14 protein-coding genes are annotated in these 22,484 nt (G+C 73.9%); 9 read left to right on the top strand and 5 right to left on the bottom strand.

What is annotated here, in order from left to right:
- Nucleotides 1–3 precede the first annotated feature (3 nt).
- A complete protein-coding gene (locus O4U47_RS00290) occupies nucleotides 4–1,242 on the bottom strand; it encodes a sugar ABC transporter substrate-binding protein (protein WP_270674824.1) in 1,239 nt (412 codons plus the stop codon).
- Nucleotides 1,243–1,576: 334 nt separating this feature from the next.
- Nucleotides 1,577–3,241, bottom strand: coding sequence for a glycoside hydrolase family 13 protein (locus O4U47_RS00285; protein ID WP_270674820.1), 1,665 nt, complete (start codon nucleotides 3,239–3,241; stop codon nucleotides 1,577–1,579).
- Between the two features lie 111 nt (nucleotides 3,242–3,352).
- Here O4U47_RS00285 and O4U47_RS00280 point away from each other — a divergent pair, with 111 nt between their 5' ends.
- The gene (locus O4U47_RS00280; protein ID WP_270674818.1) at nucleotides 3,353–4,408 is read left to right on the top strand and encodes a LacI family DNA-binding transcriptional regulator; all 1,056 of its coding nucleotides are present in this window, start codon (nucleotides 3,353–3,355) and stop codon (nucleotides 4,406–4,408) included.
- Nucleotides 4,409–4,478: 70 nt separating this feature from the next.
- On the opposite strand, the gene lepA is transcribed toward O4U47_RS00280, so the two are convergent.
- On the bottom strand, nucleotides 4,479–6,320 hold the full coding sequence (lepA, locus tag O4U47_RS00275) for a translation elongation factor 4 (RefSeq protein ID WP_270674816.1): 1,842 nt from the start codon (nucleotides 6,318–6,320) through the stop codon (nucleotides 4,479–4,481).
- A 212-nt stretch (nucleotides 6,321–6,532) separates the two neighbouring features.
- Between lepA and O4U47_RS00270 the strand changes: the two genes are divergently transcribed.
- From O4U47_RS00270 to holA, 6 genes are all read left to right on the top strand, one after another.
- Nucleotides 6,533–7,558, top strand: a complete 1,026-nt coding sequence (locus O4U47_RS00270; protein WP_270674814.1) for a hypothetical protein — start codon at nucleotides 6,533–6,535, stop codon at nucleotides 7,556–7,558.
- Between the two features lie 257 nt (nucleotides 7,559–7,815).
- Nucleotides 7,816–8,082 (top strand): 30S ribosomal protein S20, encoded by a 267-nt coding sequence (gene rpsT, locus O4U47_RS00265; protein ID WP_270674811.1) that lies wholly within the window; start codon nucleotides 7,816–7,818, stop codon nucleotides 8,080–8,082.
- Between the two features lie 120 nt (nucleotides 8,083–8,202).
- On the top strand, nucleotides 8,203–9,210 hold the full coding sequence (locus O4U47_RS00260; protein WP_270674808.1) for an aminoglycoside phosphotransferase family protein: 1,008 nt from the start codon (nucleotides 8,203–8,205) through the stop codon (nucleotides 9,208–9,210).
- A gap of 171 nt (nucleotides 9,211–9,381) precedes the next feature.
- Nucleotides 9,382–10,527: a helix-hairpin-helix domain-containing protein gene (locus tag O4U47_RS00255; protein ID WP_270674805.1), complete on the top strand. Its 1,146-nt coding sequence runs from the start codon at nucleotides 9,382–9,384 to the stop codon at nucleotides 10,525–10,527.
- Nucleotides 10,528–11,244: 717 nt separating this feature from the next.
- Entirely contained in the window at nucleotides 11,245–13,836 is a 2,592-nt protein-coding gene (locus O4U47_RS00250; RefSeq protein ID WP_270674804.1) for a ComEC/Rec2 family competence protein, read from the top strand.
- Complete coding sequence (holA, locus tag O4U47_RS00245) at nucleotides 13,809–14,783, top strand: DNA polymerase III subunit delta (protein WP_270674801.1); 975 nt, start codon at nucleotides 13,809–13,811, stop codon at nucleotides 14,781–14,783. The genes O4U47_RS00250 and holA overlap by 28 nt, the downstream gene beginning before the upstream one ends.
- A 1,040-nt stretch (nucleotides 14,784–15,823) precedes the next feature.
- Here the strand turns inward: holA and O4U47_RS00240 are convergent.
- Both O4U47_RS00240 and hflX read right to left on the bottom strand, forming a co-directional pair.
- Nucleotides 15,824–17,032, bottom strand: a complete 1,209-nt coding sequence (locus tag O4U47_RS00240) for an amidohydrolase family protein (RefSeq protein WP_270674799.1) — start codon at nucleotides 17,030–17,032, stop codon at nucleotides 15,824–15,826.
- A 338-nt stretch (nucleotides 17,033–17,370) separates the two neighbouring features.
- Nucleotides 17,371–18,834, bottom strand: a complete 1,464-nt coding sequence (gene hflX, locus O4U47_RS00235; RefSeq protein WP_408638908.1) for a GTPase HflX — start codon at nucleotides 18,832–18,834, stop codon at nucleotides 17,371–17,373.
- A 379-nt stretch (nucleotides 18,835–19,213) separates the two neighbouring features.
- Here hflX and aceB point away from each other — a divergent pair, with 379 nt between their 5' ends.
- Both aceB and O4U47_RS00225 read left to right on the top strand, forming a co-directional pair.
- Complete coding sequence (gene aceB / locus O4U47_RS00230; RefSeq protein WP_270674792.1) at nucleotides 19,214–20,818, top strand: malate synthase A; 1,605 nt, start codon at nucleotides 19,214–19,216, stop codon at nucleotides 20,816–20,818.
- 103 nt (nucleotides 20,819–20,921) lie between these two features.
- Nucleotides 20,922–22,478: an FAD-linked oxidase C-terminal domain-containing protein gene (locus O4U47_RS00225; RefSeq protein WP_408638902.1), complete on the top strand. Its 1,557-nt coding sequence runs from the start codon at nucleotides 20,922–20,924 to the stop codon at nucleotides 22,476–22,478.
- The last annotated feature ends 6 nt before the right edge of the window (nucleotides 22,479–22,484 follow it).

Genomic DNA, 22,484 nt, shown 5'->3' with positions numbered 1-22,484 from the left:
GGATCAGCCGATCTGCTCGGAGATGGCCTGCTCGGCGGAGTCCACGGCACCGGCGGGGTCCTCACCGCCGATGACGGCCGCCTGGGCCTTGCCGAACGGGTCCCAGACCGCGCTCATCTCGGGGATGGCGGGCATGGGCTCGGCGTTCCCGGCGGCCTCCATCATCGCCGCCAGGTCGGGGTCGTCGGCCTCGGCGGCCTCGAAGACCTCCCGCAGCGCCGGCGGGCGCGGGTCGGCCTCGTACAGCGCGGTGGCCAGTTCGGGCTGGGCCACGTTGTTGACGATGAACTCCTCGGCCAGCACCTTGTTCTCGCCGCCGGAGGCGACGAAGAAGCTCTGCACGCCCAGGAAGGGGCGCGCCTCGTCCATCCCCTCGAACCCGGGGACCGGCGAGATGGCGTAGTCCACGCCCGCGTCCTTGATCCCGGCCAGGGACCAGGGGCCGGTGACGAAGTAGGGGGTCTCGCCGCGCTCGAAGAGGCCGTTGACGTTGTCGCCGTCGATGGAGCGCTTGAGCACGCCCTCGCCCTCCTCGCCGAGTTCGGCGACCTTCTCCATGGCCTCGACCGAGGCGTCGGTTCCCACGCCCAGGTCGGAGGGGTCGGGGTCGCCCTCGTCGTCGGTGCCGAACAGGGAGCCGCCCGCGGAGGTGTAGAAGGGCTGCAGGTGGAAGGGGTCACCGGTCTGGCTGACCTGGAGGCCGAGGGCCTCCTCGACCTCGCCGTCCTCCTTGAGGGCCGTGCCGGTCTCCACCATCTCCTCGACCGTGGCGGGCGCCTCGGGGGCCAGCTCGGTGTTGCGGACCAGCATCAGGGACTCCATGGCGTAGGGGACGCCGTAGAGCCGGCCCTGGTAGGTGACGGCCTCGACGGCGCCCTCGTCGAAGCGCTCGGCGGCGTCCCCGGGCAGCTGCACCGGGTCGATGGCGCCGTTCTGGACCAGGTTGCCGATCCAGTCGTGGGCGCCGACGAGGATGTCGGGGCCGGACCCGGCCTCGTGGGCGGTGACGAAGTCGCCCTGGATGTCGTCGACGGGCAGCGACTGCACCTCGACCCGGACCCCGTTGGCCTCGCCGAACTCCTCGGCGAAGGGCTGCAGGACGTCGGTGCGCTCGGGGTCGGCCCAGATGACCAGGCTGCCCGCGGCGTCCTCGGCGGGCTCCCCGGAGCCGCAGGCCGTCGCCGCGAGGGCGAGGGCGGCGGCGCCGGCGAGAGCGCGCGGTGTGGCGGTTCTCGGTCTCATCGGGGGTTCTCCTCGTCTCGGCCGCTTCCGCCTGGCAGCGGCGGTCGGGGGTGGTGGACGGCGGGGGCGCCGTTCGGCGGGGCCGCGGGGCCGTCCCCGCGGTGTCGGCGGCGGCGGAGCGGGGCCGCGCCCGTGCCCCCTACCTTCCGCAAGCCTTGCAAGAAATTGCAGGTATTTTCCATCACAATCCGGAAACATCCCGGAAACCTTGCCGCTGTCTTGCGTTCGGCTTGCGCCGCCGACCGACCCGGCACCCGGCCCGGCGCCCCGCCCCTCGCGGGCACGCCGACGAGGGAGGCGGCGCCCGCCGCCTCCCTCGGAAGGGTCCTTCCTGTTAGGCCCCGGCCTGCGGCACGAACCAGACCGCGGTGTCCGGCGGGAGCACCGCGGCCCCGTCCCGGTGCTCGACCCCGCCGCCGGCCAGCAGCACCTCGCCGACGCCGTCCAGCTCGGCCGGGGCGCCCGACATGTTCACCGCGCAGGCGAACCGGTCCCCGCGGCGGAACCGCAGCACGCCGCGGGCCGACCGCTCCCACTCCAGACCGAGGTCACCGGGGGTCTCGGCCACCACTCCGCGCCTCAGCCGCAGCGCCTCGGTGTACAGCGCCAGCACCGACCCGGGGTCCGCGTTCTGCGCTTCCCGGCTCAGGCCCGCCCACTCCGGCGGCACCGGCAGCCACGGCTCGCTGCCGTCCGGCCCGAAGCCGTAGGGGGCGCGGCCGCCCTCCCAGGGCAGCGGCACCCGGCAGCCGTCGCGGCCGCGCTCGGTGCGCCCCGAGCGCTCCCACGTCGGGTCCTGCAGCGCCTCCTCGGGCAGGTCCGTCACCTCGGGCAGCCCCAGCTCCTCCCCCTGGTAGAGGTAGGCCGAGCCGGGCAGGGCCAGGGTGAGCATCACGGCCGCCCGCGCGCGCTTGAGCCCGCCCTCGGGCCCGCCGAAGCGCGTGCGGTGGCGCGTCACGTCGTGGTTCGACAGCACCCACGTGGTGGGCGCCCCGACCTTCCCGTTGGCCTCCAGGGTCGCGTCGATGACCCGCGCCACCTCCTGCGGGTCCCACCCGGCCCCCAGGTACTCGAAGTTGAAGGCCTGGTGCAGCTCGTCGGGGCGCACGTACCGCGCCACCCGCTCGGAGTCCTCCACCCACGCCTCGGCCACGAGCGCGCGCTCGCCGGGGTAGGAATCGACGATCCGCCGCCAGTCGCGGTAGATCTCGTGCACCCCGTCCTGGTCGAAGTAGGGCAGCCGGGTGGAGCCGTCCAGCAGGTCCGGCTTGGCGCCGTCGTCGATGTCGGGCAGCGCGGGGTCCTTGACCATCCCGTGCGCGACGTCGATGCGGAAGCCGTCCACGCCCCGGTCCAGCCAGAAGCGGAGCACGTCCTCGAACTCGGCGCGCACCTCGGCGTTGGTCCAGTCCAGGTCGGGCTGTTCCGGGGCGAAGAGGTGCAGGTACCACTCCTCGGGCGTGCCGTCGGGGCGCTTCAGGCGCGTCCAGGCCGGGCCGCCGAAGATGGACCGCCAGTTGTTCGGCGGCTGCTCACCGTCTGGGCCCTTTCCGGGCCGGAAGATGTAGCGCGCGCGCTCGGGGGAGCCGGGTCCGGCCGCCACGGCCTCGGCGAACCAGCGGTGCTCCGAGGAGGTGTGGTTGGGGACGACGTCGACGATGACGCGGAGCCCCAGGCCGTGGGCGGCCTCGAGCATGGCGTCGAAGTCCTCCAGCGTTCCGAAGCGCGGGTCGACGTCGCGGTAGTCGGCCACGTCGTAGCCCCCGTCGGCCAGCGGGGAGACGTAGAACGGGGTGAGCCACACGGCGTCCACCCCCAGCGCGGCCAGCTCGGGCAGGCGCTGCCGGACTCCGCGCAGGTCGCCGTCGCCGTCGCCGTCGGAGTCGGCGAAGCTGCGGACGTAGACCTGGTAGATGGCGGCGTCCCGCCACCAGTCGGCGCGGGCGCCGGAGGCCTCCTCCGGCGCACGGAGGGCCTGGGACGTAGGGGACTGCGGCATGCGGGGGTACCTCCACGATCACCCGGATGTTCCTGAGCTCTGCAAGAGCTTGCGCAATCTTACCCAAATCTTGCGGAGGATTGCCGAGAATTCTGCATTAGAGTGCTGCCCATGGCTCCACGACTGACCGACATCGCCCGGCACGCGGGCGTCAGCGAGGCGACCGTGTCCCGCGTGCTCAACGACAAGCCGGGGGTGGGAGCCGAGACCCGGCGGGCGGTGCTGACCGCGTTGGACGTGCTGGGCTACGAGCGCCCCGCACGGCTGCGCAAGCGGTCGGCCGGGCTGGTCGGCATGGTCGTGCCCGAGCTGGACAACCCGGTCTTCCCGATGTTCGCCCAAGAGGTCGAGAAGGTACTCGGCCAGCACGGGTACACACCCGTGCTCGGTACCCAGACCCCCGGCGGCAACACCGAGGACGAGTATGTCGAGATGCTGCTGGAGCGCAACGTCGCCGGCATCATCTTCGTGTCCGGGCTGCACGCCGACACCACCGCCGACCACGACCGCTACCGGCGCCTGACCTCCCAGGGACTGCCGATCGTGCTGGTCAACGGGTACGCCGAGGACGTCCCCGCGGCGTTCGTCTCGTGCGACGAGCACGAGGCCGCCCGGCTGGCCGTCGACCACCTGGCCACCCTCGGCCACACCCGCATCGGCTTCGCCAGCGGCCCCGAGCGCTTCGTCCCGGTGCAGCGGCGCAGGCAGGGCTACCGCGCGGCCATGCTGCGGCACGGACTCGACCCCGAGCACCTGGTGACTCTGGCCCAGTACGGCGTCGAGGGCGGGTACGCGGCGGCCGTGCGGCTGCTGCGCGAAGGGGCGACCGCCCTGGTCTGCGGGTCGGACCTGATGGCCCTGGGGGCGATCCGCGCGGCCCGCCAGCGCGGGCTGTCGGTCCCGCGGGACTTCTCCGCGGTCGGCTTCGACGACTCCCAGCTCATCGCCTTCACCGACCCGCCGCTGACCACGGTGCGCCAGCCCGTCAAGGCCATGGCGCACGCCTCGGTGCGCAGCCTGACCGACGCCATCAACGGGCACACCGTCTCGCACGACGAGTACCTGTTCGACCCCGAACTGGTCGTGCGCGCCTCGACCGCGGTGCCCCCGAACGCCGGCCCCACCCCTGCGGCGGCGGCCGCCGCCGGCCCCGGCGCCGGCGCCTGACGCGAACGGCCGCCCGCGCAGCGCGCGCGGGCGGCCGTCGGACCTTCGCCCCGGGGGTGCGGGGCGCGGCCTACTTCTTCTTCGCGTCCTCCTTGGGCTCCGAGCCCGTGGACAGCGCGGAGATGAACGCCTCCTGGGGGACCTCGACACGGCCCACCATCTTCATGCGCTTCTTGCCCTCCTTCTGCTTCTCCAGCAGCTTGCGCTTACGGCTGATGTCGCCGCCGTAGCACTTGGAGAGCACGTCCTTGCGGATCGCGCGGATGTTCTCGCGGGCGATGACCCGGGAGCCGATGGCCGCCTGCACCGGAACCTCGTACTGCTGCCGCGGGATCAGCTCGCGCAGCTTCTTGGTCATCTCGGTGCCGTAGGTGTAGGCGTGGTCGCGGTGCACGATCGCCGAGAAGGCGTCGACCGCCTCGCCCTGCAGCAGGATGTCGACCTTGACCAGGTCGGAGGCCTGCTCGCCGGAGGTGTCGTAGTCCAGCGAGGCGTACCCCTTGGTGCGCGACTTGAGCTGGTCGAAGAAGTCGAAGACGATCTCGGCCAGGGGCAGGGTGTAGCGCATCTCCACCCGGTCCTCGGACAGGTAGTCCATCCCGAGCAGGGTGCCGCGCCGCCCCTGGCACAGCTCCATGATCGCGCCCACGTAGTCGGACGGCGAGAGCAGGGTCGCCTTGACGACGGGCTCGAAGACCTGGTCGATCTTGCCTTCGGGGAACTCGCTGGGGTTGGTCACCGTGTGCTCGGTGCCGTCCTCCATGATCACCTGGTAGACGACGTTGGGCGCGGTGGAGATGAGCGCCAGGTCGAACTCGCGCTCCAAGCGCGCGCGGGTGATCTCCAGGTGCAGCAGCCCCAGGAACCCGCAGCGGAACCCGAAGCCGAGCGCGGCCGAGGTCTCCGGCTCGAAGGTCAGCGCGGCGTCGTTGAGCTGAAGCTTCTCCAGGGCGTCGCGCAGCACCGGGTAGTCGGTGCCCTCGATGGGGTAGAGCCCCGAGAACACCATCGGCTTGGCGTCCTGGTAGCCGGGGAGCATCTCGGTCGCGCCCTTGGCGGCCGAGGTGATGGTGTCACCGACCTTGGACTGGCGGACGTCCTTCACGCCGGTGATGATGTAGCCGACCTCGCCCACGCCCAGGCCGGAGACCTTGGTGGGCTCGGGGGAGATGACGCCGACCTCCAGCATCTCGTGCGTGGCGCCGGTGGACATCATCTCGATGCGCTCGCGGGTGCTCAGCGCCCCGTCCACGACCCGCACGTAGGTGACCACGCCGCGGTAGGTGTCGTAGACCGAGTCGAAGATCATCGCGCGCGCGGGGGCGTCGGCCTCGCCCACCGGAGCGGGGACCTGGCGCACCAGCTCGTTGAGGAGCTCCTCGACGCCCTCGCCGGTCTTGGCGCTGACCTTGAGCACGTCGGAGGGCTCACAGCCGATGATCCCTGCCAGCTCTTCGGCGTACTTCTCCGGCTGGGCGGCCGGGAGGTCGATCTTGTTCAGGACCGGGATGATCGCGAGGTCGTTCTCCAGGGCCATGTACAGGTTGGCCAGGGTCTGCGCCTCGATCCCCTGCGCGGCGTCGACCAGCAGGATGGCGCCCTCGCAGGCCGCGAGCGAACGGGAGACCTCGTAGCTGAAGTCGACGTGCCCGGGGGTGTCGATCAGGTTCAGCACATAGGTGGTGTCGTCGAGCGCGGTGAAGGGCAGGCGCACGGCCTGCGACTTGATGGTGATGCCGCGCTCGCGCTCGATGTCCATGCGGTCCAGGTACTGGGCGCGCATCTGGCGGTCCTCGACGATGCCGGACAACTGGAGCATGCGGTCGGCCAGCGTCGACTTGCCATGGTCGATGTGCGCGATGATGCAGAAGTTGCGGATCAGCGCGGGATCGGTCCGTTTCGGCTGTGCCACCGTGCTCCGTTCACCTTCGTCGTCGGTCGTATCGGTACGCAGGGGTGCGCGCGCGGGCGCGTGAGCGGCCGTGCTGCGCGGGTACCGCCCTCCATGGTCCCATGTCCACCGGCGGCCGGGGCCGCGGTGGGCCTCCGGGCGGTACGGGCGGGCCGTGTCCCCGGGCGTACGGGTCACAGGCTATGCGACGGCGGGAGAACGGGAGACATGCGGTGAAGTGGCTGCTGAAGCGCGTCGCGGCGGGTGTGGCCGCGCTGCTGGTCGTCGTCGTGGCGGCCGGGGCACTGCTGGGCATGCGGTTCTCCGGCGACAAGGCCGACTGGGCGGCGGGCGCCGGCGGGGACGCCGCCTGGCTGTCCGGGGAATGGCTGACCGGGGAGCGCGGGGCGGGCGACCGGGACACGCTCAAGGCCCGCGTGGAGCGGGCGGGCATCGGCGAGCTGTACGTGCTCGCCGGGACGATCGGCGCGGACGGCACGGTCGAGGGCGCAGGCGGGTCCGAGGAGGCGGCGGACTTCCTGGCATGGGCCGCAGAGGAGCTGCCCGACGTGCGGGTGCTGGCGTGGCTGCGGCACCGGGCGGACGGGTCGTCCCTGGTGGAGGACCGCTTCGACGAGGAGGGGCGGGAGGAGCTTTCGGCCGCCGCGGGGAGCATGGCCGGGGCCGGGTTCGCGGGCGTCCACCTGGACGTGGCGCCGGTGTCGGTGAACGACCCCTCCTACCCGGTGCTCCTGGAGTCGGTCCGGGAGGAGATCGGGGACGACGCGGTGCTGTCGGTGCAGGCGCTCCCGGTGGAGCTGGTACCGGGGCTGCGGGTGCCCTACTTCGCGATCGACAGGGGCGAGCGGTACTGGTCCAAGGGGTACCTGCGGCGCGTCGCCGAGCGCGCTGACGTGGTCGTCATACCGGGTCACGGCTCGGGGATGCCCGTCGGGTCGATGTACGGCGGGTACATGGTGCGCCAGGTCGAGGAGGCCGCTGAGGCCCTGGACGAGGAGAGGGTCGAGGACACGGCGGTGCGCTTCGGCATTCCGGCCTATGAGGGCGAGGAGTGGGGCCCTGAGAGCGGGAGCGAGGACGCCGCCACGGCGCTGGAGGCCGTGCGGATCGGCATGACCAAGGCGGGGGCGCCGCGGATGCGCGACAGGGACGCCGGTGTGGCGCTGTACCTGCTCGACACGGCCTCGGACGAGGAGTGGGACGCTTACGTGTCCGAGTGGGTGGAGCCGTCCGGCTGAGCGGCCGGGCACCGCTGCGCTGTGACGGTCCCAGCGACGTGTCTCCGTGACGTGTCCCTTGCCCGGCACGGCGGAAGCACTCCCCCTGCGGATGCATAATGGAAGTCCGTGTCTCGGACGTTCCACGTTCGATTGAGCCCTTCGGTCTCATACACCCGGTGCCGGTCCACGCCCGGCCCACCGCGGAACGGCTGCCCGCGGTAGGGGCCGCGCGCCAGGATCCCACCACCCGAAATTTCACTGGAGCACGTTTTCGCATGGCGAACATCAAGTCGCAGAAGAAGCGCATCCGGCAGAACGAGAAGGCTCGTCTGCGCAACCGAGCGGTCAAGTCGTCCCTGAAGACGGCCATCCGCCGGTTCCGTGAGGCGGCCGAGGCCGGGAACGCGGAGCAGGCCGTCGTCCTGCAGCGCGCCGCCGCCCGCCAGCTGGACAAGGCGACCAGCAAGGGCATCATCCACAAGAACCAGGCCGCGAACCGCAAGAGCGCCATCGCCAAGCGCCTGGAGCAGCTCCAGAAGTAGGCAGGGCGCCCGGCCCGTACCGGGCGTGCGCGGGCCGTCCCCGACACGGGGGCGGCCCGCTTTCCCATGTCTCCGCCCGGACCCGGGACGCGGGGCGGCTCCTGATCTAGCGTGGTCGTCGTGGACGATGTCGACTACGCCGCGCTCCGGCTCTCCCTCTGGGAGGACCCGGGGCCGCGGGGCGAGGTGACCGCGTGGGTCGAGGGCCGGATCGCCGAGCGCGGCGGGAGCCTGCTGCCGGTGCCCCCGCGGGTGCGGGTGCGGCCCTGGTCGACCACGGCCCGCTTCGCGACCTCGCTGGGCACCGTCTGGTTCAAGGCGGGGGCGCCGGGCGCCGACTTCGAGGCCGCGCTGGCCGGGGCGCTGCACGCGTGGGCGCCGGGGCGGGTGCTCACCCCCGTCGCGGTGGACGCCAAGCGCGGATGGGCGCTGCTGCCCGACGGCGGGCCTCCGCTGGTCGACCTGCTGGGGCGCCCGCGCGACCTGGGGCTGTGGGAGTCGGTGCTGCGGGCCTACGCCCAGCTGCAGCGGGTGCTGGCGCCGCGGGTGCGGGACATGCTCGCCCTGGGCGTGCCCGACCTGCGGCCGCGGCGGCTGGGGGCGCTGCTGAACGAACTGCTGGCCGACCGCGGCGTGTCCGCGCACCTGGGGCGGGACCGCGAGGGAGTCGAGGCGTTCCGCCCGGAGTTCGAGCGGTTGCGGGCGCGGCTCGCGGCGTCGCCGGTGCCGCTGACGCTGGACCACTCCGACCTGAACATGGGCAACGTGTTCCTGCTGGAGGGCGGGTACCGGTTCACGGACTGGGGGGACGCGTCGGTGGCGCACCCGTTCACCAGCCTGCTGGTGCCGCTGCGGTTCGCGGCCGCCGAGTACGGTGCGACCCCGGCCGAGCTGGCGCGGCTGCGCGACGCCTATCTGGAGCCGTGGAGCGACCGGGGGTCGATGGCAGAGCTGCGCGAGGAGGCGCAGACGGCACTGCGGCTGGGGCCGGTGTCCAGGGCGATGGCGTGGGGGCGGGTGTTCCCCGAGCTGCGCCCGCAGGTGGAACGCGCCCGCGACGCGAGCATGGCGGCCTGGCTGAGGACCCTGGCCACCGGTGAACTGGGCGTCCCGTTCCGCGACGCCTGAGCGGCCCCCTTCGCGATGATCTCGACAAGAGTGCTGCCATTCCGGCGTACTTGACAGCACTGTCGTCGAGATCATCGGGGGCCTCCTGGCGCGACGGGGGCGTCCCCGCCGGTTGTCCACAGCGCGCCGGTCGGGCCGCCGTTCGGCGCGGATGCGGAGCAGGCTGGCCCCATGTCCCCATTCCGCGGCGGAGGCCGCCGCTCCGAAGCGCACAGCACGTCGGCCGACCGCCTGCGTTCGGCCACGGGTACCGGGCCCGTCCTCCCCGGCGCCGGGCACACGGACCGCGCGGTGACCGAGCTCGGCGGCGCCGCCCCGGGCGCGCCGCCGGGGCGGCCGGTGGAGTACGGTCGCGGTCCCTCCCCCGTCACGCCGGACGGCCCTCCCCCGCCCGGCCCCGCCGAGGAGCCCGTCCCCGAAGTGGACCTCCCGGCACCGCCGTACGCCCTCGACGCCGACACGCCCTCACCGGATCCGCCCGCGCCTGGGCCCGGCCCCTCCCGTCCCCGGCACCGACCGCCCGCGCCTCGTGAGGGGCGCGAAGGCGGCGAGGAACCCCTGCCGCTCGGGTACACCGAGGCGACTGCGGCGTCGCTCCGGCCGTCGCTGCCGGAGCTGCTGGCCGAGCGCCTCCAGTTGAGCGCGCCGGACGGACGCGCCCGGTTGGGGCGGGCCGGGCTCGGCGGGCTGCTGCTCGTCTGCGCGGCGGCGGTGGCGGCGACGGCGTGGTTCACGCTCGGTGGGCCGCCCGCGAGCGACCCGGCGCCCCGGCTGCAGGCGGACGCGGCGTCGGCACCGGCCGAACCGTCCCCGGCGGCGCGGTCCTCCGCCGATCCGGCTCCACCGGGCGCCGAGGGCGCGGCACCACAGGGGGAGGTGACCGTGCACGTCGGCGGGGAGGTGAACGACCCGGGGCTGGTGACCCTTCCTGCCGGGGCCCGCGTGGCCGACGCGATCGAGGAGGCGGGCGGGGTGGCGGACGGCGCCGACACCGGAACCCTGAACCTGGCGCGGCCGCTGGCCGACGGCGAACAGATCCTGGTCGGCGAGGAGTACGAGCAGCCACCGCCTCCCGCACCCGGGGCCGCTCCGCCTGGAGGCGGGGAGGGGGCGCTCATCGATCTGAACACGGCGACGCAGGAGCAGCTGCAGACGCTGCCGGGCGTGGGGCCGGTGCTGGCGGAGCGGATCATCGCGTTCAGAACCGAGCACGGGGGCTTCAAGGCGGTGGAGCAGCTCCAGGAGGTCTCGGGGATCGGAGAGAAGCGCTACGCGGAACTGAAGGACCTGGTCCAGGTGGCCGGCCCCGGCCCTTGACCCCCAGGGCAGAAATGGTCCAGCGGCGGGGGAAGAGCAGATACCCCGCTCACGGGCCGCGGCCGAGCGGCGGGCCGCCGTAGGGGAAAAGGCGGCGACGACAAGGGGCGGCGCCCCACCCGGAAACGCCGTCGGGCGGTGCGGGGGCGACGAGGGCGGTGCTCATGCCACGCAATCGCCCTTCAGGTGGTTCGTTCGCCGCGCTGGATCGGCCAACGAGCGTGAAGTGGTCTGATATGCCCGGTTTCAGGGGCGGGGTTTCTCGCATGATGGGACGAGCTGTCCGGATGACGTGCCTCCCCCGGGCGCCTCCGGTCAGGGCGCCCGGCCCCGGCCCCATCCGCGTTGCTCCTGTCCTCTCCCCCGTACTCCGGCGACCCACCGCCCGGCCGGGACCCGTGAGCGGGGCACCAGCCCAGCCGCCCGCCCGCCTGGACCGCGAGAGGCCCAACGGACGGCAGGCAGACCCGGGGAACCGCCCCGCTTCGGCCGTCGCCGCCGTCCACGGCGGCCACGCACACGCCTGCCAGCCGACAGCGCTCCCCAAAGGGCCGCAGCCTCCTGTCGTCGCCGCCCTCTCCCCGGCGTTCCGGAGGCCCAGCACTCGACCGCGCTCCGGGGGCGGAGCACCCCGCCGCCTTCCCGCCCGCCCATGCCCCCACTCCTCCGTCCTTGGCCGGTCGGCCTCGGACGGGTTCTCCGGTCCGGAGGTGGCCCTTGCGCTCGTCTGTGCTCTTCGGGACGGACGTTCCCGATTCCGTCGACGATGGCGGTGCCGGGTCCCACGACCTGCGGCTCGTCGGGCCCGCCGTCGGGGCCTGGGTGACGGCCGCGTGCCTCATCGGCGTGGGCGCCGTCCCCGCCGCCTGGGTCGCCGCGGTCCTCCTCCTGCTCACCGGCGGCGCCGTCCTTCAGGCCTTCCGTCGGCCCGCCCCCTGGAAGCCCGCGCTCGCCGCCCTGCTCGCCTGCTGCGCCGCGGCGGCCGTCGCCTGCGCGGGACGGCTCGCCTCCCTTGAGGGCTCGCCCGTGGCCGGACTCGCGGCGCGCGAGGCCGTCGCCGAGCTGGAGGTCGGGCTGTCCGAACCCCCGCGCCCCAGGGCCGGAGCCCGCGCCGGGAACGAGTCGCGCCCGGCCGGAGACCGCCGCATCACGGCCGCCATGACGGTCTCCGTGACGCCTCCCGGCGCCCGGCGCCTCCCCACCCGCGTCCCGGTCGTGCTCATCACCAGCGGCCCCGGCTGGGGGGACCTCCTCCCCGGGCAGCGCCTCCGCCTGTCCGGCACGGTCGTCCCCGCCGACGGCGGCGGCCGCGCCCGGGCGCTCGTCCTGGTCCGGGGTCCGCCCGACGGGGTCCGGCCGCCGCCGGGGGCCCACGCCTGGGCCGGGCGGGTCCGCGCCCGGCTGCACGCCGCCTGCGCCGACCTGCCCTCCCCTGCCGACGCCCTCCTGCCCGCCTTCGTGGCCGGGGACGCCGCGCACGTCCCCGCCGCCGTCCGCGAGGAGTTCCGCGCCTCCGGCATGACCCACCTGATGGTGGTCTCCGGGACCCACCTGGCCGTTCTGACCGGTGCCGCCCTCGCCGCTGCCCGGTGGGCGCGCCTGCCCCCGTGGGCCGCCGCGGCCGCCGCCGCGTGCCTGATCGCCGCCATGGTCCTGGTCGCCGGTCCCCGCCCCAGCGTGCTGCGCGCCGCCCTGATGGCGCTGATCGCGCTGGCCGCCCTGGCCACCGGGCGCACCCGCAGCGGGCTGGCCGCCCTGTCCGCGGCGGTCCTGGCGCTGGTCCTGTTCGACCCCGACCTGTCCCGCGCCTACGGCTTCGCCCTGTCGGTCCTGGCCACCGGCGGCATCATGGTGCTCGCCCCCGGATGGAGCCGCGCCCTGCGCGCCCGCGTCCCCCTCGTGCCGCGCTGGGCCGCCGACGCGGCCTCCGTCGCCCTCGCCTCCCAGCTCGCCTGCCTCCCCGTGCTGGTGCTGCTCACCCCCGAGCTGGGGTGGGTGGCGGTTCCCGCGAACACCGCCGCCACACCGCTGGTCCCCGTCGCCATGGCGGGCGGGTTCGCCACCGCGGTCGCCGCGCTGGTCCTGCCCGCGGCCGCCCCGGTGCTCGCCTGGGTCCCCGGGACCGCGGTGCTCGGCATCGCCGCGATCGCCCAGGCCGCCGCCGACCTGCACCAGGCGGCACCTCCGCTGACGGCGCCGCCCTGGCGCGGCGACGCCGTCGGGGCGCTGGCCCTGGCCGTCCTCGTGGCCGCCGTCCTGGTGCTGCACGGCCGCGCCCGGAAGGCCTTCCTGGCGGGCCTGACGGCGGCGGCCGTCTCGGTCGCGGCGACCACCTGCGCCCTGAAGGACTGGCCCCCGGACGGGTGGGCCGTGGCCGCCTGCGACGTCGGCCAGGGCGACGCGCTGGCCCTGGCCGGCGGGGACGGGCAGGCCGTGCTGGTGGACACCGGTGAACAGGATGCCGGCGTCGACCGCTGCCTGCGCGACCTGGACGTCGACCGGCTGTCGCTGCTCGTCCTCACCCACGGCCACTCCGACCACGCGGGCGATGTCCTCGGCGCGCTCCGCGGACGCCGCGCGCACGTCGCCCTGGCCCCTGCGGGGTTCGAGGACTCCCCCGCCGCCGAACATCTGCGCACCGAGGGCGTCCCGCTCCACGCCGCCGAGGCCGGACAGGTCTGGACGGCGGGTCCGTGGACGCTGACCGTGTTGTGGCCCGGCGGCACCTCCACCGCTGAGGACGCCGATAGCAACGACAGCAGTGTGGTGCTGCACGCCCGGTGGGCGCCGCCGCCCGGCGCCGACGCCTCACCGGTGACGGTCCTCCTCACCGGGGACATCGAAGTGTCGCCGCAGCGCGCGCTGATGGGCGAGGAGAGCATCACCCAGGGGGTCGACGTCCTCAAGACGCCCCACCACGGGGCGAAGACACAGGAGGAGGCGTTTCTGGCCGCCACGCGCGCCCGCCTGGTCCTCACCTCAGTCGGACGGGACAACGCGTACGGACATCCGGCTCCGGAGACCCTGGCCGTCATCGAAGGGATCACCGCGGAGCACTACCGCACCGACCTCCACGGCGACGTCGCCGTCGTCCCCGGACCAGGCGGCCCAGAGGCCGTGCCCCGGGGAAGGAAGGAGGCGGACGGGGAGCAGGGCGCGGGGACGAGGCCGGGCGCGGGAGGGCGGGGCGGCGTGAGCGGGGCGGCGTCAGCGGGGCGGCGTGAGCGGGGCGGCACCCGGATCCGCCCCGTTCGGTCACCCGCGCGTGGCATGCTGCTCGTATGGCTTCCACCTCCGTCTCCCCCGTGACCCTCGTCGTCGGCGACGAGGAGCTGCTGGTCGACCGCGCCGTCGCCGCGCTCGTCGCCGCCGCCCGGGACGGCGACCCCGAGGTGGACGTGCACGACCTGGTGCCGGCGCAGGTCACCGCGGGTAAGCTGGCCGAGGCCGCCTCGCCGTCGCTGTTCGGCGAGCGCCGCGTGGTGGTGCTGCGCTCCTCCCAGGACCTCACCAAGGACCTGGCCGCGGAGGTCACCGCCTACCTCAAGGACCCGGCCGACGACGTGGTCCTCGTGCTCGTCCACGCGGGCGGGGCCAAGGGCAAGGCGCTGCTGGACGCCGCGAAGAAGGCCGGCGCCGCCCGCGTGGAGTGCGCCAAGCCCACCAAGCCCGCCGAGCGCCTCACGTTCATCAAGGAGGAGTTCTCCCGGGGCGGCCGCCAGATCACCGCCGACGCGGCCCAGTCCCTGCTCGACGCGGTCGGCAACGACCTGCGGGAGATCGCCGCCGCCTGCACCCAGCTCATCGCCGACACCGAGGGGCGGGTGGACGCGGCCGCCGTCGCCCGGTACCACACCGGCAAGGCGGAGGCCACGGGCTTCACCGTCGCCGACCGGACCGTGGAGGGGCGGCTGCCCGAGGCGCTGGAACAGCTGCGCTGGTCGCTGTCGGTGGGCACGGCTCCGGTGCTGATCAACAGCGCCCTGGCGGGCGCGGTCCGGGGCATCGCCATGGCCGCCCAGCCGCCGCGCGGGATCCCCGAGGCCGAGATCGCCAAGCGGGCCAAGGTGCCGCCGTGGAAGCTGAAGACGCTGCGCCAGCAGGCCCGCGGCTGGACCCCGCAGGGCGTGGCACGGGCCATGCGCGTGGTGGCCGAGACCGACGCCCTGATCAAGGGCGCGGGCCGCGACCCGGCCTACGCCCTGGAACGCGCGGTCATCGAAATCGCCACCGCCCGCAACGCGGGCAGGGGCTGAGGGATCGCCGGGGCCCAGCACTCGGCCGAGTACCGGCCCCAGGGGTGCACGGCAGTAGGCGGCGACGGCAACAGCCCAGCGGTTCCCCGGCCCTGCCGGGCGGCCGGCCCCTCGCGGTCCAGGTGGACGGCTCGGCACGTACCCCGCTCACGCCCCCGGCCGTCCGCCAGGCCACCGAGGTGCCAGGCGGAAGGCAGCGACGACGAAGGATCGGCGGCCCTACCTGCAGCGCTGTCGACTGCCGGGCGTGTCCGTGGTCACCGCAGTGGGCGGCGACGGCCCGAGCGGGACGGTTCCCCGGCCCTGCCTGCCGTCCGGCGGGTTCCTCGCGGTGCGGGGGGGGCGGCGGCTCGGCTGGTTCCCCGCTGACGGGCCCTGGCCGGGCGGCGGGCCACCGGGGTCGAACATTTCGGGCGTATCGGGTGCGACGCGAAGGGGGCGGCGATCCTGCGTCGTGAAATGGACGCTTTTCGCGTGATCGGGTGGCGGATCTGCCAAGCAGGATGGACCCGGGCCGCCCGTGGCGTCCGGAAGGCGAGTTCCGGACGAGCCGCCACCTGTCCGGTGTCCGGTTCGCCTGGCCCTCGGGGTGTCGATGCTCCTCCTGCGCCCTGTTCGACGCCCCAGGGCGGCGCGGGCGGCGGAGGTGCACGGTCATCGCGGTTCCAGAACACGTCCTGCCTCCGAAAGGGCCCAAACAACACAGCAGGCCCGTTTACCGCCCCCCACTGTCACTGTGTGTAGCCGATATCGACCCCGAGTGGACCCCGGACGCCCGGCGGGGGCGCCCAGGCACCCCTGGACCCGCCCCGACACCCGAGGCGAACGCTCCATGCAGGCACGAACCGGGCATTCCGTTTCCAGAACCTGTTCTGGAATCGTCGACTTCGCACGCCCGGGGCCCACACGGGTGTCGCTGAGCGCGCTTCGCGGTCCGACCACCCCTTAACGCGGAGTGTTCGCCCAGGTCACGACCCTGCCGGACTCAGGGCGGGTCGAGCCGGCGCATCAGGGGGTCGAGAGGTCGAGGGCGCGATGCGTCAGCGGATCGTCTCGCCGCCGCGCCATACGCGCAGCGACTTCAACCCGTACGACCACGCGAACGCCCCCTCGTGGTCGGCGTCCCATTGGACGATGTCGGCGTACTTGCCCGGGGCCAGCACCCCGCGGTCGCCGCACCCCAGGGCGTGCGCGCCGCCCGCGGTGGCCGCGCGCAGCGCCTCCAGCACGCTCATGCCGAACATCGCCACCGCCATCGACACGGCCAGCGGCAGCGACGTCGCCCCCGCCTGCCCCGGGTTGTGGTCGGTGCCCAGCGCCATGGGGACCCCGTGGTCGAGCAGCGTGCGCACCGGCGGGCGGGAGCCCTCCATCAGCGACGTCGTCGGGCACACCACCACCGGCGTGGCCGTCTTGGCCAGCGCCAGCACGTCGTCCTCGTCGATCTCGTGCAGCAGGTCGACCGAGGAGCACTGCAGGTCGGCGGCCATCCGCACGGCGCCGTGCCGGGGCTTGGCGCAGGCGTGCAGGTGGGTGCGGAGCCCCGACGCCCGGCCCGCCGACAGCAGCCGCTGCGCGTCCTCGGCGGTGAACTGGTGGTTGTCGCAGTAGACGTCCATGCCCTCGGCCCCGGCCTGGGAGGCGTCGCCGAGCCAGGAGGCGACCGCGTCCACGTAGTCCTGCGGGCGGCCGAAGTACTCCGGCGGCACCGCGTGCGCCGCGAAGAAGGTGACGTGCAGCCGCGGCATGCCCGGCTCCTCCTCCAGGGTGCGCAGCAGCCGCACGTCGGCGAGCTCGCCGTCCCGGGTCAGGTGGTAGCCGGTCTTGGCCTCGACGGTGGTGCACCCGGACAGCACCCAGTAGCGCAGCCGCTCGCGCACCGCGTTGCACAGCGTCCACGGGTCGGTCCCGCGGGTCACCGTGACCGTGGAGGCCACCCCGCCGCCGACCCCGGCGATCTCGGACTTGGTGGCGCCCCCGGCGCGCATCGCCACCTCGGCGTAGCGGTTCCCGGCGTAGACGGGGTGGCAGTGGGCGTCGATCAGGCCGGGGGTGACCAGTCCCCCGCCCAGGTTGTCGACCTCGTCGACGTCGACGATGTCGTCGATGACCCCGGGCAGGCTCTGCGGCAGGTCGGCCGCCGCCCCGACCCAGGCGACGCGGTCGCCGTGCAGCAGCATGGCGGCGTTGCTGAGCAGGTCGGTGCCGGTCCACAGGCGCCCGATGTTGGTGAGCAGTCGCACGGTCATCGTCTCAGCGGCTCCCGCCCGAGGCGCTCACGGCCGCGCCGCGGCGGAGGGGGCGGCGCTGCACGGTTTCGGGGAGGACATGGACGGACCTCGATCTCGACTCGGCCGGGGAGGCGTGGGCGCCGGGTGTTCGGGAGGCCCGCCGCCAGTGTCCCAGAACGGTAGTTCATGCGTGGACGGCGTGTACACCTCCGCACCGCGAATCCGCCGCGGCGCGTGGGCCTCCCCGTACCCGGGGCACCTCCACGATAGAGCGAACGGCGGAACCCTGCGCAGGGTTCCGCCGTTCGCGCGCCGTTCGGCCCCGGCCGCCCGCCCGTGGCGGGCGGGCCGCCGGGTCAGCTCAGGGCCGCCTCGTACTCGCGCAGCTTCCCGGCGAGCAGCGCGGGCACCCACGCGTGCAGTGCGGTGCCCTCCCCGGTGTGCTCCTCGGAGACGATGCGCCCCTCCTGGTGGACCCGGGACACCAGGTCCCCGCGGTCGTAGGGGACCAGGACGCGGACCTCGTTCTGCAGCTCGGGCAGGGCGGCGGCGACCGCCGCGATGACGGCGTCGACGCCCTCGCCGGTGCGGGCCGAGACCTCGACCGCGTCCGGCTCGCGGGTGCGCAGCCGCTTGACGTCGACCGGGTCGGCGGCGTCGGTCTTGTTCAGCACCACGAGCTCGGGCACGTCCTGGGCGCCGATGTCGGCGAAGACCTCGCGCACCGACGCGAGCTGCTGCTCGGGGTCGGGGTGGGAGGCGTCCACGACGTGCACGATCAGGTCGGCGTCGGCGACGTCCTCCAGGGTGGAGCGGAACGCCTCGACCAGCTGGTGCGGCAGGTGCCGGACGAACCCGACGGTGTCGCTGAGGGTGAACGCGCGCCCGTCGGGCGTCTGGGCCCGGCGCACGGTCGGGTCCAGGGTGGCGAACAGGGCGTCCTCGACCAGCACACCGGCCCCGGTGAGCCGGTTGAGCAGGCTGGACTTGCCCGCGTTGGTGTACCCGGCGATGGAGACCGCCGGGACCTGCCGGGTGCGCCGCCGGTCCCGCTTGATCTCGCGCGCGGTGGACATCTGCGCCAGCTTGCGGCGCAGCTTGGCCATCTTGGTGTTGATCCGCCGCCGGTCGGTCTCGATCTTGGTCTCACCGGGGCCGCGCAGGCCCACGCCGCCGGAGCTGCCGCCCGCCTGCCGGGACAGCGAGTGGCCCCAGCCGCGCAGCCGCGGCAGCAGGTAGTTGAGCTGGGCCAGCTCCACCTGGGCCTTGCCCTCGCTGCTGCGGGCGTGCTGGGCGAAGATGTCCAGGATCAGCGCGGTGCGGTCGATGACCTTGACCCGGACCGCCTCTTCGAGCTGGCGGAGCTGGCCGGGGGCGAGCTCCCCGTCGCAGATGACGGTGTCGGCGCCGGTGGCGGCCACCACCCCGGCGAGCTCCTCGGCCTTGCCGCGGCCGATGTAGGTGGCCGGGTCGGGCCGGGAGCGGCGCTGGGTGAGGCCCTCCAGGACGCGGGCGCCGGCGGTCTCGGCGAGCTGCTTGAGCTCGATCAGCGAGTTGTCGGCGTCGGCCTGGGTGCCCCCGGTCCACACGCCGATGAGGACGACGCGCTCCAGGCGCAGCGACCGGTACTCGACCTCGGTGACGTCCTCGAGTTCGGTGGACAGCCCGGCGACGCGGCGCAGCGCGTTGCGCTCCTCCAGGTCGAGCTGGCCGGGCTCGGGGTCGGACCCCTGGGGGCCGCCCCCCGCCGTGAGCGGGTCCTCGGCGCCGTAGGGGTCCGCGGCGCCGCTTGCACGGCCGTCCGACGGAGCGCGGCCCATGCCCTCGGCCGCGGTGTCGGTGCCGTGTTCGTCAGCAGTACTCAATATCCCTCCAGCAGGGGCAACGTCCCGGTGGCGCCGGTTGTTCCCTGGATGGTCGCACGGCACCGGGGCGTTGGCACGGGATTTTCACGCCGATCGGCCCGTGGGCGCGCTCCCGGGCGCGCCCGGAGGTGCGCGCCGACGCCAGGCAGAACACACCTTTTCTGCCGGTATCCGAATACATGGGGACCCTTCACAGGAAAACTTCGCGAAGTTTACGCTGAGAGCAAGGTTTCCGGGCGTGTGAGAGGCTCACAACGTTGACCAGCGGTCCGACCGGAGAGTAGCGTCATATTCCACATCCCAGAACCAAGTTTCACTTTGTGGAAGGTATCGCATGGGCGCCACGAACGGGGTCGAGATCACCGGCCCCCTCCACGACCGGTACGACGAGATCCTCACCGATGACGCTCTCGCGCTCGTCGCCGACCTGCACCGCCGCTTCGAGCCGCGCCGCCGGGAGCTGCTCGCCGCGCGCAAGGAGCGCCAGGCCCGCATCGCCGCCGGCGAGGACCTGGACTTCCTCCCCGAGACCCGGGCCGTCCGCGAGGACACGACCTGGAAGGTCGCCCCGCCCGCCCCCGGCATCACCGACCGCCGGGTGGAGATCACCGGCCCCACCGACCGCAAGATGACGATCAACGCCCTCAACTCCGGGGCGAAGGTCTGGCTCGCCGATTTCGAGGACGCCAACACCCCGCTGTGGGAGAACATGGTCGGCGGCCAGCTCAACCTGCGCGACGCGCTGGACCGCGCCATCGACTTCACCTCCCCGCAGGGCAAGACCTACGCCCTGAAGGAGGACTCGGAGCTGGCCACCATCGTGGTCCGCCCGCGCGGCTGGCACCTGGACGAGAAGCACGTCCTGGTCGACGGCGAGCGCACCTCCGGCGGCATCGTCGACTTCGCCCTCTACTTCTTCCACTGCGCCCAGCGCCAGCTCGACAAGGGCAAGGGCCCCTACTTCTACCTGCCGAAGATGGAGAGCCACCTGGAGGCCCGCCTCTGGAACGACATCTTCCTGGCCGCCCAGGAGCGCCTGGGCATCCCGCGCGGCACCATCCGCGCCACCGTGCTCATCGAGACCATCCCGGCCGCGTTCGAGATGGAGGAGATCCTCTACGAGCTGCGCGAGCACTCCGCCGGGCTGAACGCGGGCCGCTGGGACTACCTGTTCAGCGTCATCAAGACGCACCGCACCCGGGGCCGCAGCTTCCTGCTGCCCGAGCGCAACGCGGTCACCATGACCGCCCCCTTCATGCGCGCCTACACCGAGCTGCTGGTGGCGACCTGCCACCGCCGCGGCGCCTTCGCCATCGGCGGGATGGCCGCGTTCATCCCCAGCCGCCGCGACGCCGAGGTCAACGAGCGCGCCCTGGCCAAGGTGCGCGACGACAAGACCCGCGAGTCCGGCGACGGCTTCGACGGCTCCTGGGTCGCCCACCCGGACCTGGTCCCGGTCGCCATGGAGATCTTCGACGGCGTCCTGGGCGACCGGCCGAACCAGCTCGACAAGCAGCGCCCGGACGTCGCGGTCAAGGCCGGGGACCTGCTCGCCGTCGACGCCACCGAGGGCGGCGTCACCGAGGCGGGCCTGCGCTCCAACGTCAACGTCGCCCTGCAGTACCTGGCCGCCTGGATCGGCGGCAACGGGGCGGTGGCCATCCACAACCTCATGGAGGACGCCGCGACCGCCGAGATCTCGCGCTCGCAGATCTGGCAGTGGCTGCACAACGACGTCACCCTCGACGACGGCCCCAGGGTCACCGCCGAGCTGGTCGACCGCATCATCACCGAGGAGCTGGAGGCCATCAAGGCCGAGCACGGCGACGCCTATGACGCCGAGCTGTTCGACCGCGCGGTCGAGCTGTTCCGCGAGGTGTCCCTGGCCGACGACTACGCCGACTTCCTCACCCTTCCCGCCTACGAGCGGATGCCGTAACGTCTGAGGCCGAGATCACGGAGCGCGCGGGACGTCCCGCCAGGGGCCCGCTCCCGCGCGCTCCGCGCGGCTGTCGCCGACGACGGGCGGAAGGGCGAGTGCCATGCGGGAGCGGGCCATTCGGGATCGGTCGGACGAGTCACCCCATGACCGGTCGACCACGGACCCGGCGGGCGCGGCTCACGGCCGCGCGGACCGCGCCGACCGGCTGAGCGCCCTCGTCCCCCGCCTCAAGCGCATCTGCGGCGGCGACGGCGTCATCACCGACGCCTCCCGCCGCCGCACCTACGAGAGCGACGGGCTCACCTACCACGCCGAGGTGCCCGGGGTGGTGGTCCTGCCGACCACCGCCGAACAGGTCGCCGAGGTCCTCGGGCTGTGCGCCGCCGAGGGCGTGCCCTTCGTGCCGCGCGGCGCCGGGACCGGCCTGTCGGCGGGAGCGCTCCCCCGCACCGACGGGGTGCTGGTCACCACCTCGCGCATGCGCCGCGTCATCGAGGTCGACCCCGACAACGAGTGCGCCGTCGTCCAGCCCGGCGTGGCCAACCTCGACATCACCCGCGCCGCCGCCCCCTACGGCTACTACTACGCCCCCGACCCCTCCAGCCAGCAGGTCTGCTCGGTCGGCGGGAACATCGCCGAGAACTCCGGCGGCGCCCACTGCCTGAAGTACGGTTTCACCGTCAACCACGTGCTGGGCCTGCAGATCGCCACGCCCCAGGGCGGGCTGGTGCGGCTGGGCGGCAAGGCGCCCGAGGCCCCCGGCTACGACCTGATCGGCGCGTTCATCGGCTCCGAGGGCACCCTGGGCATCGCCACCGAGGCCACCGTGCGCCTGGTGCGCACCCCGCAGAAGGTCACCACCCTGCTCGCCGCCTTCACCGGGATGGACGCCGGCGGGGAGGCGGTCTCCTCGGTCGTCGCCGAAGGGGTGCTGCCCGCCGCCGTAGAGATGATGGACGCGCTGTCCATCGAGGCCGCCGAGGCCGCGGTGGCCTGCGACTACCCCGAGGGCGCGGGCGCGGTGCTCATCGTCGAACTGGACGGGCCCGCCGCCGACGTGGACGCCGACGCCGCCATGGTGCGGCGGCTGTGCGAGCGCGCGGGCGCCTTCGAGATCCGGGAGGCCAGCGGCGCCGCCGAGCGGGCGCGCATCTGGAAGGGGCGCAAGTCGGCGTTCGCCGCGGTGGGGCGGATCAGCCCCGCCTACATCGTCCAGGACGGGGTGGTGCCGCGCACCGCGCTGGGCGAGGTGCTCGGCGACATCGCCCGGCTGTCGGCCGAGAGCGGCATCCGGGTGGCCAACGTGTTCCACGCCGGGGACGGCAATCTGCACCCGCTGGTGCTGTTCGACGACGCCGAGCCGGGCGCGGGCGAGCGCGCCGCCGAGGTCTCCGGCGCCATCCTGGACCTGTGCATCCGGCACGGCGGGTCGATCACCGGCGAGCACGGCGTGGGGGTGGACAAGGCCTGCTCGATGCCGCGCATGTTCACCCCGCAGGACTTGGAGACGATGGACCTCTTCCGGCGGGCGTTCGACCCGGCCGGGGTGGCCAATCCGGAGAAGCTTCTGCCCACGCCCCGGCTGTGCGGGGAGGTGCCGGGGGTGCGCAAGGACGTGCACCCGCTGGTGGCCGAGGGGCGGGCGGAGCAGTTCTAGCCCCCT

Origin of the sequence: Nocardiopsis suaedae (genome assembly GCF_027706745.1) — a bacterium.
GTDB classification, from domain to species: Bacteria; Actinomycetota; Actinomycetes; order Streptosporangiales; family Streptosporangiaceae; genus Nocardiopsis_A; species Nocardiopsis_A suaedae.
Note: the sequence above shows the minus strand (reverse complement) of the source record. Positions and strands in the feature narration are given on the sequence as shown.